Source organism: Niallia sp., from assembly GCF_031978665.1.
GTDB lineage: Bacteria > Bacillota > Bacilli > Bacillales > Cytobacillaceae > Niallia.
Genome location: NZ_DALZDK010000016.1, coordinates 65,764 through 80,370 on the forward strand (window position 1 = coordinate 65,764; position 14,607 = coordinate 80,370).

Genomic DNA, 14,607 nt, shown 5'->3' on the forward strand with positions numbered 1-14,607 from the left:
AGAGGTGCTCTCTGAGCCCGAGAGTATAAAAAAACAGACGAAAAGGTAATTGAGAAAGCCAAGTTGTCCGAAAAGTAGTTTGATAAGCTGAAAATGATATAAAGTAAAATCCGATAATGCTGTGAATTGATCAACATTATCGGTTTTTTTATGGTTGAAATTTACGCAGAAATGTTTAAGACAGCCCTTTTCTCTCTACAAAAGCGTTTAAAAACTTATCTCCGAGCTAAGATAAACATCAGCAAACCACCGCAACACTTCATTATGATGCCCAATAATCTGCTCAGCTGTTAGTAAATTAGTATCCCAAGTGCTATGGGCATCTGAAACAAGCGTAACCTTATAATTATTGCTAAAAGCACGTCTGCAAGTTGTATCCACACATGCTTCTGTTTGAATTCCAGTGATAATTAGATGCTCAATTTCTAGCTGTTTTAGTTCAGCTTCTAAAGAAGTTTGAAAAAAAGCATCTGGCGTTGTTTTCTGAATAATAATATCCTCCTTTACTGGAGCGATATCCGAATGAATTTCCCAACCGTGTGTCCTATACTCTAGCGGCTTACCGATTGGTGATTGATGCTGTATGTAAATGATAGGTGTTTTTGTGGAGCGTGCTTGTGTGATTAAAGATTTAATACGAAGAAGTAATTGTTCTCCTTTATGTACAACATTTTCTTTTTGAAACATGCCATTTTGTACATCTATAATTAAAAGTGCTTTTTTCATTCATTTCCCTCCTATATGCAAACATTCTTTATTTCGTAATCGTTGCTTGCGATACATCATTTCTTACTTCTCGAAAATAAATTTTGGTACATATATTCTTAGTCGCCTTTTTTTCATCACTATTGTTTGTTTCTCCCTTTTCCCCTTATTATGGCAGTTCCTTATGAAAATTAGAATAAGCGTGATTGGCCCTTCAATCCAAGGACAAAATAGGAAAATGAAACTTTTTCGCCATCCAATCAGTATATGTATATATCGGAAATTTTTCATGGATAGAAAAGCTACAAGTGTTTAAATAAGTTATTATTAGTATATTCATAGATAAATAAATTGAGGTGATTAGCATGATCCTTCATTATAAATGCCCAAATTGTGGGGGAGATATGAGTTTTAATGCAGATACTGGCAGTTTATCTTGCCCTAGCTGTGGAAATGAAGAGAATATTGAGAGCTATCCAGAAAATTTACTGTCTGCATCCTTTGAGGAAAATGAGGTAAAGGAGTACCATTGTGACAACTGTGGCGCGGTGTTAATAACGGAAGCAGACACGACGGCAACGAATTGTAGTTTTTGTGGTGCGGGAGTAGTGATTGCGGATCGGTTGGCAGGTGCGCTTGCCCCTAAAAAAGTAATTCCTTTTACCATCAGTAAAGAAGAGGCAATCGCAGCGTTTCGAAAATGGTGTAGAAAAGGACTTTTAACACCAAAAGGATTCATGAGTGCAGATCGTATAAAAAGTATAACTGGTATGTACGTTCCATTTTGGCTTTATGATTTAAATAGTGATGTGGATGTAACAGCTTCTTGTACAAAGGTTCGGACTTATACAAGTGGGGATTATATTTACACGGAAACGAAGTATTATGAAGCGTATCGGAAAATAAATTTAGATTATGTGAAAATTCCAGTGGATGCTTCTGAAAAAATGAATGATGTGCTAATGTATAAGCTAGAGCCTTTTCCTTATGAACAGCTGAAGGATTTCAAAACACCTTATCTTGCTGGCTTCATTTCGGAAAAATATAATTATACGGATTCAGAATTATTGCCACGGGCGAAGGATAAAATCAGTGATTATATCGATTCCTTTGTTCATTCCACTTTTACTGGGTATCATTCGATTAATTATCGAGATAAAAATATTGATACGAAGGCTGTTTGCAGTGATTATGTTTTACTTCCTGTGTGGATGGTAAGCTATGTTTATGAAAACCAAGAGCATATTTTTGCGATGAATGGGCAAACAGGAAAGGTAGTAGGAAAGCCGCCGATTAGTAAAGGGAAAGTGGCAGTATGGTTTAGTGGGATTGCGGCTGGTTCATTTCTAACATTAAAATGTGTATCCTTCTTTATGGGAGGTGGCTTCTTTTGAGAAACTTGCTAACCAGATATAGTAGTTTACTGCTTATTGCTTGGGCAATACTGACCGTTTTTTCTGGAATTACTGTACATGCAGCCTCAGAAAATCAAAAGCAATTCATTTTTGATCATGCAAAGTTGCTAACAGATACAGAAAGAACAGAATTAGAAAGCTTGGCAGTGGAATTAGGAGAAGAAACGGAAACAGCATTATTGGTACTTACGCTAGATGGTACAGATGGGAAAGATATCAAGAAATATGTTCAAGATTATTATGATGAAGAATCTCCAGGCTATGATCAACCTTTTGGAAATACAGCTATTTTAGCAATTGATATGGAACAAAGGGATATATATTTAGCAGGCTTTAAAAAAGCCGAAGATTATTTAGATGATTCAACACTAGATTATATTCGCGAAGAAATAACGCCAGCTTTATCAGAAGGGGAATATTTCGAGGCTTTCTCGACCTTTATGCATGAATCTGCTTACTATTTGGTTGATGATTCATCTAGTTTAGAAAATGATTATGACTATAGTGGAATTGCTGACTCTCGAAATGACTATATAGAAGAAAATACTTCAAGTGGGATGCCTGCATTTTTCTCACATTGGGGCTTTCAACTGATTGTTTCTGTTGTGCTAGCAGGAATTGTTGTAAGTATCATGGTCTTCCAGTCAGGCGGAAGAGTAACCGTGAATGGCAATACGTATATGGATAAACGAAATTCAAAGATTGTAAATAGCCATGACCGATTTATTCGAAAAACAGTGACGAAACAAAGAAAGCCACAAAATAATTCAGGTGGTGGTGGGGGGATTACTGGTGGTGGTCACTCCCATAGCGGTAGCAGAGGGAAATTTTAAATAGTTATTTGAATAACGAAAGGGGACAGAAAAAATGTCATTTTTTCGCAATCAATTTGCAAATGTAGTGGAATGGGAAGAATTCAGAGAAGATATGATCTTCTATAAATGGAAGAATCGTGAAATTAAAAAAGGAAGTAAATTAATTATTCGCCCAGGGCAGGATGCCATCTTTCTAAACAATGGCAGTATAGAGGGAGCCTTCCAAGAGGACGGAGAATATGATATTGAGTCACAAATTATCCCCTTTCTTTCTACGTTAAAAGGCTTTAAATTCGGATTCAATAGTGGGATGCGGGTAGAAGTATTATTTGTAAATACAAAAGAATTTACGGTGAAGTGGGGAACGAAAAATGCAATAAACATTCCGGCAGTTGGGCTTCCTGGTGGAATGCCAATTCGAGCGAATGGAACCTTTCAATTTAAAGTAAATGACTATATTTCCTTAATTGATAAAATAGCTGGGATTAAAAATCAATATTTAGTGGAAGATGTAAAAATACGAATCACCTCCGTCCTAGACCAATTGCTTATGAAGTGGATTGTCACAGAAGGCAAGGATATGTTTAATCTTCAGGCAAATGCTTTTGAAATTGCGAAAGGCATTAGGGAAGATTTAGATAGTCAAATGGTAGAAAGCGGGCTTACCATTACGGGCTTCCAAATTATGAGCTTTAGTTATCCGAAGGAAGTTCAGGATATGATTAATAAAAATGCTTCGCATGGAATGGTAGGAAATATCGATAAGTATCAGCAAATTTCCATGATTGATAGCATGTCCAGCGGGAAGAATTCTGGTGGTGGAACTGCCTCTGATATGGCTGGAATGATGATGGGCATGAATATGGCCAATCAAATGATCGATAAAATGAATAAGCAAAATCAGCAGCAAACTCAGAATCAAAATCAACAACCAGCTCCAACAGCATCTCCACAAAATCAAGATCAAAAGCGACCAAATTTCTGTCCAAATTGTGGGACGAAAACAAGTGAAGGGAATTTCTGCTCGAATTGTGGGCATAAGCTCGTATAATACGAAAAAAACAGGACGGTTCTCCTAGTTAGAGAGCCGTCCTGTTATTTTTTTGTGAATTTTCTTAACAAAAAATAAGTTTAAGGGGATAATAATACATAACAATAAGCAATAAAGAGGGAATCAAATGAGCAGCGAGAATAATATGGAGCGCAGATTAAATACATTTATACAAGTATCAAAAAATATTACGACAAATGATAGTTTAAAGGAATTGATTCAGCAGATTATTGAAGATGTAATTGGAGCTATTGAAAAAGCAGATGCTGGATTTCTATTGCTGTGGAATGAAGAAAATCAGTATTTGGAAATTGAAGCAGCAGTCAACTTTAAGGAAGATATCTACTTGGAGAATAAGCTACTTGAAGGAGAAGGAATTAGCGGAACCGTTTTTGCAGAAGGTAGAAGCATGTTAATTAATACAATCGAAGAAATTGAAAAAGCGATGTCCAATATGCGTAATAAGACTCTTCAATATTATTTGAAATCTACGGTCCATGCTTTAATGCCTGTCAGCTGTATGTCCGTTTTACTTGTTTATCAGCAACAAAAAATTGGTGTTCTGACCATTGATAATTTTAAAAATGAAGGTTTTTTTACAGAGGATGATTTGCGATTTTTAGAAGCTATTGGAAGTCAAATAGCGATCTCCATTGTGAACGCCCGTGCCTTTTATGAGAAACAGCAAAGGGCACTGCAATTAGAGACAATTCTTGATTTGCATAATCAATTAAATGAGACCGTGCTAGAAGGCAATGGAGTGCAATCTTTAGTAAAAAATCTTGCTCGGAATCCGAATGATTGTATTTATTATTTTGATTCATTAGGTCGTTTGGATATTTCTTATCCGACCTCAAATTTGGAAAATCCTTTCTTAAGTGAATGGATTAGAGAGAACCAAAAAAAGTTGCACACTCAACAATTGCAGAAAATTTATAAAGAGGGCGAGTTGCTTGGACAAGCTTTATCGGTACAATCCTCATTTGGAACAATTGGATATTTAGTGATTACAGGAAAAAGCGTGCCTCTTGATATAGTGGGAGAGCTTTCTTTTCAACATGCAGCTTCTATTATTGCCATTGAGCAAATAAAGCTTCAAGAACAACTGAAAAATAGGCAGGCAGAAAAGGAAGCTTTATTAAAGGATATTTTAAATAGCCACTTCACGCCAGAGGTTCAAAGCTATTTGAAGAAGCAGGAGATGATCCCTGCAAAGTACTTTGTTTTTCTAGTAATCAAAAGTAAACAACATTCTTTTGATGAATTGAATCAGCTTAATTTGTTAGAAGAAGGGATGCGGCAAGTATTCAAAAAGGAATTCTCGGTAATGATTTTTCCAAAACGAAATAAACTGTTTCTTTTGCTAGGGACCAAGAAGGAAGAAGCAGGGAATGTTCAAACCGTTAAACAGTATATAGACAGATTACAATCGATTTATAAAGACATCCTTGTTTACGTTGGCCGTCCGGTTTACTCGATGCGGCATCTATCTATATCTTATAAAGATGCAGAATTATTAGAGAAAGAAATGGATCGTATTCAAAGAGAAGAAACAGTATTTGATTTTCAGTCCCTTGGCTATAAACGTTACTTATTTAGTGTGCAAGAAGAAGAAGCTGCCTATTTTATAGAGAATATTTTAGGTCCGATTCATTCTCAAGTGAACAATCGAACAAAAAATGAGTGGTTAACAACATTACAAACCTACCTGCAATCGAATAAAAATGTGGCAAAAACAGCTGAATTAATGCATCTTCATCAAAATACAGTCTATTATCGTCTTCAGCAAATACAGGAAAAATTGAACTGTGACTTTGATGATTTAGATAATTTAACGAATTTAAAAATAGCGTTGTTTTTGCATGCACGGCAGGAACAAAGAATGGGAGGAGACGAGTTTTAGCTGATTGTTTCTTTCATGAAAATAGCTGTTCCTGTTAAATGCTAGGAACAGCTATTTTTAGTTATTCGTTGATGAAGCTTGCTTGTTTAGTTTTTCCGGATTCATTACTTAAGTAATTTAATGCTGCAGTCCCTAGTGTCTTGGCTGCAATCAAAAGCGAGCGTTCATCAATATTGAATTTTGGATGATGATGAGGATAGACTTCCTCCCAATTAGGATCCATAGCACCTGTAAAGAAGAAGGCACCTTTTACATGCTGTAAGTAGTACGCAAAATCTTCGCCTCCCATAAGCGGGTCGCAAATTCTTACTTTTTGAACTTCTTCAATTTGCTCAGCATGCTTAATGATAAAGTCTGTTTCTTCTTTATGGTTTACGACAGCAGGATAGCCACGCTTAAATTGATAATCGTAAGAGGCACCAACCATCTGGCAGGATGCCTGGATGACATTTCCGATTTCCTTTTCAATTAAATCACGAGCCTCATCATGGAAAGTACGTGCTGTTCCGCTTAATTTAACGGTATCCGCAATAACATTAAAGGGGTTTTGAGCTTCAAAGCTACAAACAGAAACAACAGCAGGGTGTAATGGATTCACTCTTCTTGAGACAATTTGTTGTACATTGGTAATAAATTGGGCACCAATCATAATCGCATCTTTCGTCATATGTGGTTCAGACCCGTGGCCACCTTTTCCTTGGATGGTAATATCAAATTGGTCAGCAGCTGCCATAATAGGACCTGTGTTGATCATGATATTTCCAACTGGTTCTGTTGCCCATAAATGGGTTCCAAAAATGACATCTACTCCTTCTAAGCAGCCATCCTCAATCATGGCAATCGCACCGCCTGGAGAAAGTTCCTCGGCAAATTGATGAATAAATACAATAGTTCCTTCGATGTCTGCCTGTAACTTATTTAATGCTTTTGCTAATACTAATAATGTGGCGGTATGACCATCATGTCCACATGCATGCATGACACCGTCGACCTTAGATTTATAAGGAATATCATTTTCTTCTTGTATGGCAAGTGCATCGAAGTCTGCACGTAAGGCCACTGTTTTTCCTGGCTTGCTGCCTTTTAAAGTAGCAACGACACCACGGCCGCCGACGCCCGTTCTTACTTCATGCCCTAATTTTTGATGATATTCTGCAATATAAGCAGGTGTATACACTTCGTGATAGGATAATTCTGGATGTTCATGGAGATGACGTCGTATCTCAATCATCTCTTGTTCATAGTCTTTTAATAGTGAAAATAAAGCTTCCATGTTACCCCTCATTTCAATTTTTTTAAAATTATATGTAGTACGGCAACCTAAAGATTCAGGTTGCACGTAGTGAATCGCCTAAAAATTATTTTAAGAAGATAGGATCCCCAGGTCCTAAAGGAAGACCACATAAGTACCAAATAGCGAATAAGAGAATCCATGTGATAGCAAAGAAGATGGAATAAGGAAGTAAAGCAGATATTAAGGTTCCAATTCCAATCGACTTATCATGTTTTCTAGCAAAGGCTAGAAGAATCGCAAAGTAAGCAAGCATTGGCGTGATTGGGTTTGTGATAGAATCTCCAATTCGATAAGCCATTTGCGTTAATGCAGGGCTATATCCTAAATACATAAACATTGGCACAAAGATGGTAGAAAGTAGTGCCCATTTTGCTGATGCACTAGCAATTAATAGATTAATAAAGGAACAAATAATGATGAAGCCGATAATCATTGGCAGACCTGTAAAGTTCATCGCTTGAAGTAATTCTGCTCCTTTAATCGCAAGAATTGGACCAATATTACTCCAACTAAAGTAAGCAATCATTTGTGCAGCGACAAAAGCAAGCACAATAAACGGAGCTAAGTCAGCGATGGATTTAAATAGTTTCTCTGCAATATCTTTATCATTTTTCACTGATTTAGAGCCAATCCCAAATGCTAAAGCCGGTAATAAAAAGAAAAATAGCATGATTGGTACGATTGATGACATAAATGGAGAGTTAATGACAGAGCCTGTTTCTAAATCGCGCAACCAACCATTTCTTGGAATAACCATTAATAAAATAACAGCTAAATAGATTATTAGAGTAATCCCTGCAAAACGTAAACCTCGTTTTTCTGATGCTGTTACTTTATCTAATTTTTGTACAACTCCCGTGTATTTGCCAAAGCGAGGTTCCACAAATTTCACTGTAACCCAAGTAGTCACGGCAACTAATAAAAAAGTAGAAATGATTAAGAAATAATAATTCATCGTAGGATTTCCAACATAATTTGGATCTACTACTTTTGCTGCTTGTTCCGTAATTCCTGCGAGTAGAACATCTAAGGAATTTAGAATTAAGTTAGCACTATATCCACCGGCGATCGCTGCATAGGTGGCAATAAGACCGACAATTGGGCTTCTTCCCACGCTCATAAAGATAAGGGCTGCGATAGGAGGAAACACGATAAATGCTGCATCGGCAGCAATATTGCCAAGAACTCCAGTGAAGACAATGACAGGCAGTATTAATTTTTTCGGTGCACTTAAAACCGTTCTTTTCATGACAGTTTGGATAAGTCCTGTCGTTTCGGCAAGCCCAACACCTAACATAATGACTAATACTAGTCCAAATGGTGGGAAGGAAGTAAAATTACTCACCATGCTTGTTAAGATTTGAATAATACCTTCACGATTCAGTAAATTAACTACTTCAATTGTTTCTCCAGAGCTAGGGTTAGTAGCAGAGACACCGATTAAGGATAGTAAATAAGAAGCGAGAAGAATGAGAGCTGACATGATGACAAATAACGTAATTGGATCCGGTAATTTATTACCTGTACGTTCAATGACGTTTAAAAATCTGTCGACTAGTTTTGCTTTCTTAGGCGGAGCTGATTCTTCGTATTTTATTCGTTTCTTTGCTAGTTCGCTCATATGTACCTCCAAGTTGTAGTTTGTTTTTAGATTTTTTTAAATTATACGAATATTTAAGAAGATAATCTATGGAGCGAATTCTAAATTTCTTCATTATTTTTGTGTTTGGGCACAAAAAAGGAGGGGGAATGGTACATTAGAAAAGTTTCACCTTTTCTGTTTACAATAAATAAATTATAAAGTAGTATGTAATAGGTTTAAAGAATACTAGTGAGGAGTTGAATTTTTATGAGTAATCGAATGTGTATGGAACCTGAACCGGAACCCACGGCCATGAAAGAGGAAGTCATGAATAACCCTTCCTTTAGAAGTTTGAATACTGATAAAGATTCAACTTTATTTGGCAGAGAATTTTTTTGATTTCCTCTATAACTAGAGGAGGTAAAAGCATGAAAAAAATTTATATTTCTACAGAAGAAGGAATGCTGAAAGAAACGGATAGCATGATGAATGGCTGCTGGATCAATTTAATTGCCCCAACAGAAACCGAAATAACGGAAATTGCTACCGGTTTAGATATTCCATTAGCGTTTATGAAAGATCCCTTGGATGAAGAAGAGCGTTCGAGAATTGAGAAAGATGGGGAAAATATATTAATCATTGTCAATCTTCCTCTCGTTTCCCTTGATGAGAAAAATATGCCAATTTATGACACGATTCCAGTAGGGATGATTATTGCGAAGAGTTGCTTCATTACGGTTTGCTTAAAGGATAATCCAATATTTCATCAATTTTCAGAAGGCAGAATGAAGAGTTTTTTTACGTATAAAAAGACGCGTTTTTCCTTGCAAATTCTATACTGTATGGCGACAGCTTATTTAAAATATTTAAAGCAAATCAGTAAAAAGACAGATAGTATTGAAAAAGAGCTTCATCAATCCATGAAAAATAAAGAGCTTTTTTCCTTGCTCAATATCGAAAAAAGCTTAGTATACTTTACGACTTCCTTAAAATCAAATAATATTGTCATGCAAAAAATGCTTAAAAGTAATTATTTGAAAATGTATGAAGATGATCAAGAATTGCTGGAAGATGTTATTATTGAGAATCAGCAAGCCATTGAGATGGCTGAGACACATATGTCTATTTTAAGTGGGATGATGGACGCTTTTGCTTCTGTTATTTCTAATAATGTTAATATCGTGATGAAATTCCTAACTTCTTTTACGATTATTTTGTCGTTGCCAACCATGGTAGCAAGCTTCTATGGGATGAATGTCCATATCCCATTTCAAGATGTACCTTATTCTTTCACAATCGCGATTATGATTTCCTTTCTTTTATCAGGCGTAACTGCTTTGGTCTTTTGGAAGAAGAAGTTTTTTTAATAAGGAAGTCTGCTCGGCTACATCTTTAATAAATAGTTAACTCCTCCATTTTGACATGGAGGAGTTTATTCTAATAAAAAGATCGGAATTCTTTAGGGGTATAGCCTGTTTCTTTTTTAAAGGTAGCTACAAAGTGACTTGTATCATTGAAGCCAGTAAGAAATGTGATGTCCTTAATTTTTGTGTCTCTATTTGTGACTAAAATTTCTTTTGCCTTTTTGATTCGATATGCAAGCACATATTGATAGACCGAAACACCAACAAATCTCCTGAAAAGTTTGTTCAAATATTGGGGCGAGATAAAGAGTCTTCTCGCCATATCCGAAATATCGCATTTTTCCCCATAGTTTGCTTCGATCCACTGGATACTTGGCGAGATATATTGTTGATATAAATCATTTGTTTGAAATGTTCTGTGTAATCCGTGGTCTCGGATATTTAGTAAGAAGGTATACACGTCGATGGAAAGCTTTTGCTGTACGGTACTTTTGTTTTCATTTTTTATATGTGACAACATTCTCTTCGTCCATTCACTATAGGAAAAGTCAGGACAGTCATTTGCACGATAATAAGAGGAAGTCCCAAGTATCTCCGCAATACTTGGAGAAAAAGTACCGTTGATCGTCATAAAATTTGTTCGCCATCCTTTTGAGGAAATAGCTTCATAGTAGTGAGGAACAAATGGTGCGATCAGAATACCTTCAAATGGTTGCAATAGGATTTTTTCATTTGCAATCGTAACTTCCCCTAACCCTTCAGCTGTTTGTAGCCAGTGGTAATAAGGATAACCGTCTTCTCGCATGACCATTGGCTGTTCCCACATATACCCAATACTTTCAATCGAAAAAGGGTTGAAATCATCTAGTAAATTAAAATGCACTTCCATTTATGAATCCCCTTACAATAGTTTCGTATTTTTATATAAACTAGTTACTCTTATTATACTTTTTCTCCATTTGCCTTTCTATAATGAATGTATAAAAAGTACGGAGGGATGGAAATGGAGAAAAAATTTTTTAATCGCATTTTGTATGGAGGAGACTATAATCCGAATCAATGGCCTAAGGATATCTGGGAAGAAGATATGCGTATGTTTAAAAAGGCAGGTATTAATTCGGCAACGATTAATGTTTTTTCATGGGCAAAAATTCAGCCTTCGGAAGAAGAGTATTATTTTGAGGAGCTAGATGAAATCGTAGAAATGCTTAGTAAGGACAAGTATGATATTATTCTCGCCACATCAACAGCATCTTTGCCTGCATGGATGGTGAAAAAATATCCTGAAGTGGCAAGAACCGATTATGAAGGCAGGCATCATAAATTTGGACAAAGACATAATGCCTGTCCGAACAGTCTTGTCTATCAGAAGTTTGCTAGCAAATTGGCTGGGAAATTAGCGGAGAGATATGGCGATAATCCCCATGTTACCTGCTGGCATATTAATAATGAATATGGTGGGGAATGCTATTGCGAAAACTGTGAGAAAGCATTTCGGGTATGGCTGAAAAATCGTTATAAAACGATTGAGGCATTAAATCAAGCATGGAACTTAGAATTCTGGGGCCATACTATTTACGAGTGGGATGAAGTAGTATTGCCGAATGCACTAGGTGAAGGAATTGGCAGAGATAAAACAGCTTTTGCAGGAATATCGATTGATTATCGCCGCTTTAATTCAGATAGTATGCTGGAAAATTACAAGATGGAACGAGATGCGATTCGGAAATTTGATCCTGACACGCCAATTACTACAAATTTAATGGGAACCTATAAAAATTTAGATTACTTTAAATGGGCAAAGGAAATGGATATTGTTTCATGGGATAATTATCCAAGCTACAATACGCCACTAAGCTATACGGCGATGTGTCATGATTTAATGCGCGGTCTTAAAGACGGCCAACCATTTATGCTAATGGAACAAACACCTAGTCAGCAAAACTGGCAGCCATATAATTCTTTAAAGCGTCCAGGGAAAATGCGTTCCCAAAGTTATCAGACGCTTGCACATGGAGCAGACACCATCCAATTTTTCCAGCTACGCCGTTCAGTAGGAGCATGTGAAAAATTTCATGGCGCTGTCATTGAGCATGTCGGACATGAAAATACACGAGTATTTCGAGAAGTTATGGAACTTGGAAAAGAACTACAGCAATTAGAAGAGATTATCGGCTCAACAATAAATAGTAAAGTCGGCATCATCTTTGACTGGGAAAACTATTGGGCGCTTGAGTATACAAGTGGACCAAATAAAGATTTAACCTATGTAAACCAAATACATCAATATTATCAATATTTTTATAATAAAAATATTCCAGTCGATATGATATCCGTTGATAGGGATCTCTCTAAGTATGATGTGGTCGTGGCGCCAGTTCTTTATATGCTAAAAGCAGGCTTGGCAGAGCGCATCATAGCATTTGTTGAAAATGGAGGACAGTTTGTCACTACCTTTATGAGCGGTATCGTTAATGAGTCCGATAATGTATATCTTGGAGGGTATCCAGGACCGTTGCGTGAAATAGCAGGAATATGGGTTGAAGAAATTGATGCATTGGCACCTGAACAAAGGAATGGAATTGAATTTAGTGATGGAAATGTATATACCAGTCAATTACTATGTGACATTATCCATCTAGAAGGTGCAGAGGCTGTCGCTACCTATAAAGAGGATTTTTACAAGGATACCCCTACGATTACGAAAAATTCCTATGGAAAAGGAAAGGTTTGGTATATTGGTACGCAAGTAGAACAAGATGGCATTGCTCATTTATTCAATGCTTTGTTAGCAGAAACAAGTGTGAAGCCGATTTGTTCGAATGGAGAAGGACTAGAAATTACGAAAAGAGAGACAGCAAATTCCTCTTATTATTTCGTCATTAATCAAAATGAAAAGGCTCATTTATTGCCAGAAGAGCTAGTTGGAAAGGTAAATCTTTTAACTGGAGAAGTAGTGAGCGAAGCAGTAGAACTAGGGCAATTTGATGTACTTTTATTGAAATAGAGAATGCTAGTTTTTGAGCTACACCGATTGATTTCGGTGTGGCTTTTTGGTGTGTGGAGGGCTAGTTGGGTTTGAGGTTGGATGAAAGCTGAAATTCTTGGGGTAAGAGGAAAAAGTGGTGTTCATCGGAGGGATGAAAGCCGAAATTCTTGGGGTAAGAGGAAAAAGTGGTGTTCATGGAGGGGATGAAAGCCGAAATTCTTGGGGTAAGAGGAAAAAGTGGTGTTCATGGAGGGGATGAAAGCCGAAATTCCTGGGGAAGAAGGAAAAGTGGTGTTCATTGAAGGGATGAAAGCCCAAATTCCTGGGGTAAAAGGAAAAAGTGGTGTTCATGGAGTAGATGAAAGCTGAAATTCCCAGAGAAAGGGGAAAAGTAGTGTTCATCAAAAAGCCAAAGCTGAAATCATAAATAAAAAAGAAAAAGTGCCTTTCATAAACACTTTTCCTCTGAAAAATTCATATATAGCTTTCGTATCTTCACACAGGATTACTATAATAAGTAATAAAATTTATATCTTGATCGTAATTCCCAAAGCCTTTTCCAAATAGAGTAACGCCGCCAAGATTTTCTGCATCTTCTTTTATTTCTACCTTTAGATCCCACATACCACTTTGTTTTTCGCGAAATTGATCAATAGTAGTATCAGATAATTTTTTACCATCAGCATAAACGCCATGCTTGGTGATGCGGATGGTAAGTAGGATGCCGTATTGATTGGTTTCATTTGGCCACCAATCTGGGGTAAAGCGACCTCTTGTATCAGAAAAGTCTCCTGGGCTGGTCCAGGTGCATAGCTCTTTTCCATTTAAAGAAAAGGTAATATCAGATGGCCAAACATTATTGGAATAAGGAAATTCAGAAGAGGCTTCCAATACAATATCAATCATCTCTAGTTTATCTGTTTCTTTTAAAATAGAAGGAATGCGATATTCAATAAATCCTTTTGTGAACCACAGGATAGCTGCTTGATTCTTTTGCGGATCCATAAAGTATTTAGGATCATCATATTCCCCAATCGTATTTGTTGTAGTAGCAAGTCCACAGGTTGGATAAACATCAAAATTAAAATAGTGTCCAACGGGAATTTCTTGTTTATAGGTTTCAAAAGCAGAGTAAATCTTTTGTGGAAACTTTATCTCGATACGATCCACTTTTAAGATAACTATTTTTTGCAGACCAGATTTGCCAGGAAGCGTTTCGGTTTTTACTAAACCGGCATCACTCATTTTTGTGATATGTCTACTGACTATCGCGCTGCTTATATTCAATTCTTTTGCTAATTCTCCAATATTCATTTTTTTCTTAGATAATAATTTAATAATGTTAATTCGTGTAGGACTGGATAGAACCTCATACACAGGGATAGAATTTTCCGATATATCTAATTGCATCCGTGATACCCCCTTTATTACTATTATATTACTACATGAATAAATGAATAGCAAAAATAAATATTTTATATAACTTCAT

Annotated in this window: 11 protein-coding genes; 6 read left to right on the forward strand and 5 right to left on the reverse strand. The window is 36.5% G+C overall.

Going from position 1 to position 14,607, the window contains the following annotated elements:
• Positions 1-207: 207 nt before the first annotated feature.
• Complete coding sequence (locus tag RTL21_RS10685) at positions 208-726, reverse strand: cysteine hydrolase family protein (RefSeq protein ID WP_312095868.1); 519 nt, start codon at positions 724-726, stop codon at positions 208-210.
• Between the two features lie 344 nt (positions 727-1,070).
• Here RTL21_RS10685 and RTL21_RS10690 point away from each other — a divergent pair, with 344 nt between their 5' ends.
• The 4 genes from RTL21_RS10690 (at position 1,071) to RTL21_RS10705 (ending at position 5,889) form a co-directional block, all read left to right on the forward strand.
• Positions 1,071-2,099, forward strand: coding sequence for a TFIIB-type zinc ribbon-containing protein (locus RTL21_RS10690; RefSeq protein WP_312095869.1), 1,029 nt, complete (start codon positions 1,071-1,073; stop codon positions 2,097-2,099).
• Positions 2,096-2,953 carry a TPM domain-containing protein gene (locus tag RTL21_RS10695; RefSeq protein ID WP_312095870.1) on the forward strand — a complete coding sequence of 286 codons (858 nt, stop codon included), beginning with the start codon at positions 2,096-2,098 and terminating at the stop codon, positions 2,951-2,953. Before RTL21_RS10690 ends, RTL21_RS10695 begins: the two co-directional genes overlap by 4 nt.
• A 34-nt stretch (positions 2,954-2,987) precedes the next feature.
• Positions 2,988-3,986, forward strand: coding sequence for an SPFH domain-containing protein (locus tag RTL21_RS10700; RefSeq protein ID WP_312095871.1), 999 nt, complete (start codon positions 2,988-2,990; stop codon positions 3,984-3,986).
• A gap of 127 nt (positions 3,987-4,113) precedes the next feature.
• Complete coding sequence (locus RTL21_RS10705) at positions 4,114-5,889, forward strand: helix-turn-helix domain-containing protein (protein ID WP_312095872.1); 1,776 nt, start codon at positions 4,114-4,116, stop codon at positions 5,887-5,889.
• Between the two features lie 61 nt (positions 5,890-5,950).
• Here the strand turns inward: RTL21_RS10705 and RTL21_RS10710 are convergent, their stop codons facing one another.
• On the reverse strand, positions 5,951-7,162 hold the full coding sequence (locus RTL21_RS10710) for a M20 family metallopeptidase (RefSeq protein WP_312095873.1): 1,212 nt from the start codon (positions 7,160-7,162) through the stop codon (positions 5,951-5,953).
• 85 nt (positions 7,163-7,247) lie between these two features.
• A complete protein-coding gene (locus tag RTL21_RS10715; protein WP_312095874.1) occupies positions 7,248-8,804 on the reverse strand; it encodes an AbgT family transporter in 1,557 nt (518 codons plus the stop codon).
• A gap of 389 nt (positions 8,805-9,193) precedes the next feature.
• On the opposite strand from RTL21_RS10715, the gene RTL21_RS10720 reads away from it, so the two are divergent.
• Positions 9,194-10,132, forward strand: a complete 939-nt coding sequence (locus tag RTL21_RS10720) for a magnesium transporter CorA family protein (RefSeq protein ID WP_312095875.1) — start codon at positions 9,194-9,196, stop codon at positions 10,130-10,132.
• 70 nt (positions 10,133-10,202) lie between these two features.
• Here RTL21_RS10720 and RTL21_RS10725 read toward each other — a convergent pair whose 3' ends face one another.
• The gene (locus tag RTL21_RS10725; RefSeq protein ID WP_312095876.1) at positions 10,203-11,018 is read right to left on the reverse strand and encodes an AraC family transcriptional regulator; all 816 of its coding nucleotides are present in this window, start codon (positions 11,016-11,018) and stop codon (positions 10,203-10,205) included.
• A 114-nt stretch (positions 11,019-11,132) separates the two neighbouring features.
• Between RTL21_RS10725 and RTL21_RS10730 the strand changes: the two genes are divergently transcribed.
• Positions 11,133-13,136 (forward strand): beta-galactosidase, encoded by a 2,004-nt coding sequence (locus RTL21_RS10730; protein WP_312095877.1) that lies wholly within the window; start codon positions 11,133-11,135, stop codon positions 13,134-13,136.
• A 477-nt stretch (positions 13,137-13,613) separates the two neighbouring features.
• Here the strand turns inward: RTL21_RS10730 and RTL21_RS10735 are convergent, their stop codons facing one another.
• Positions 13,614-14,528 (reverse strand): ArsR/SmtB family transcription factor, encoded by a 915-nt coding sequence (locus tag RTL21_RS10735; protein ID WP_312095878.1) that lies wholly within the window; start codon positions 14,526-14,528, stop codon positions 13,614-13,616.
• Positions 14,529-14,607 lie beyond the last annotated feature (79 nt).

Excerpts from the sequence above, each read along its gene's own strand:
- RTL21_RS10705 (WP_312095872.1), top strand. The coding sequence starts at position 4,114 with ATGAGCAGCGAGAATAATATGGAGCGCAGATTAAATACATTTATACAA.
- RTL21_RS10685 (WP_312095868.1), bottom strand. The coding sequence starts at position 726 with ATGAAAAAAGCACTTTTAATTATAGATGTACAAAATGGCATGTTTCAA.
- RTL21_RS10715 (WP_312095874.1), bottom strand. The coding sequence starts at position 8,804 with ATGAGCGAACTAGCAAAGAAACGAATAAAATACGAAGAATCAGCTCCG.
- RTL21_RS10720 (WP_312095875.1), top strand. The coding sequence starts at position 9,194 with ATGAAAAAAATTTATATTTCTACAGAAGAAGGAATGCTGAAAGAAACG.
- RTL21_RS10700 (WP_312095871.1), top strand. The coding sequence starts at position 2,988 with ATGTCATTTTTTCGCAATCAATTTGCAAATGTAGTGGAATGGGAAGAA.
- RTL21_RS10710 (WP_312095873.1), bottom strand. The coding sequence starts at position 7,162 with ATGGAAGCTTTATTTTCACTATTAAAAGACTATGAACAAGAGATGATT.
- RTL21_RS10730 (WP_312095877.1), top strand. The coding sequence starts at position 11,133 with ATGGAGAAAAAATTTTTTAATCGCATTTTGTATGGAGGAGACTATAAT.
- RTL21_RS10735 (WP_312095878.1), bottom strand. The coding sequence starts at position 14,528 with ATGCAATTAGATATATCGGAAAATTCTATCCCTGTGTATGAGGTTCTA.
- RTL21_RS10690 (WP_312095869.1), top strand. The coding sequence starts at position 1,071 with ATGATCCTTCATTATAAATGCCCAAATTGTGGGGGAGATATGAGTTTT.
- RTL21_RS10725 (WP_312095876.1), bottom strand. The coding sequence starts at position 11,018 with ATGGAAGTGCATTTTAATTTACTAGATGATTTCAACCCTTTTTCGATT.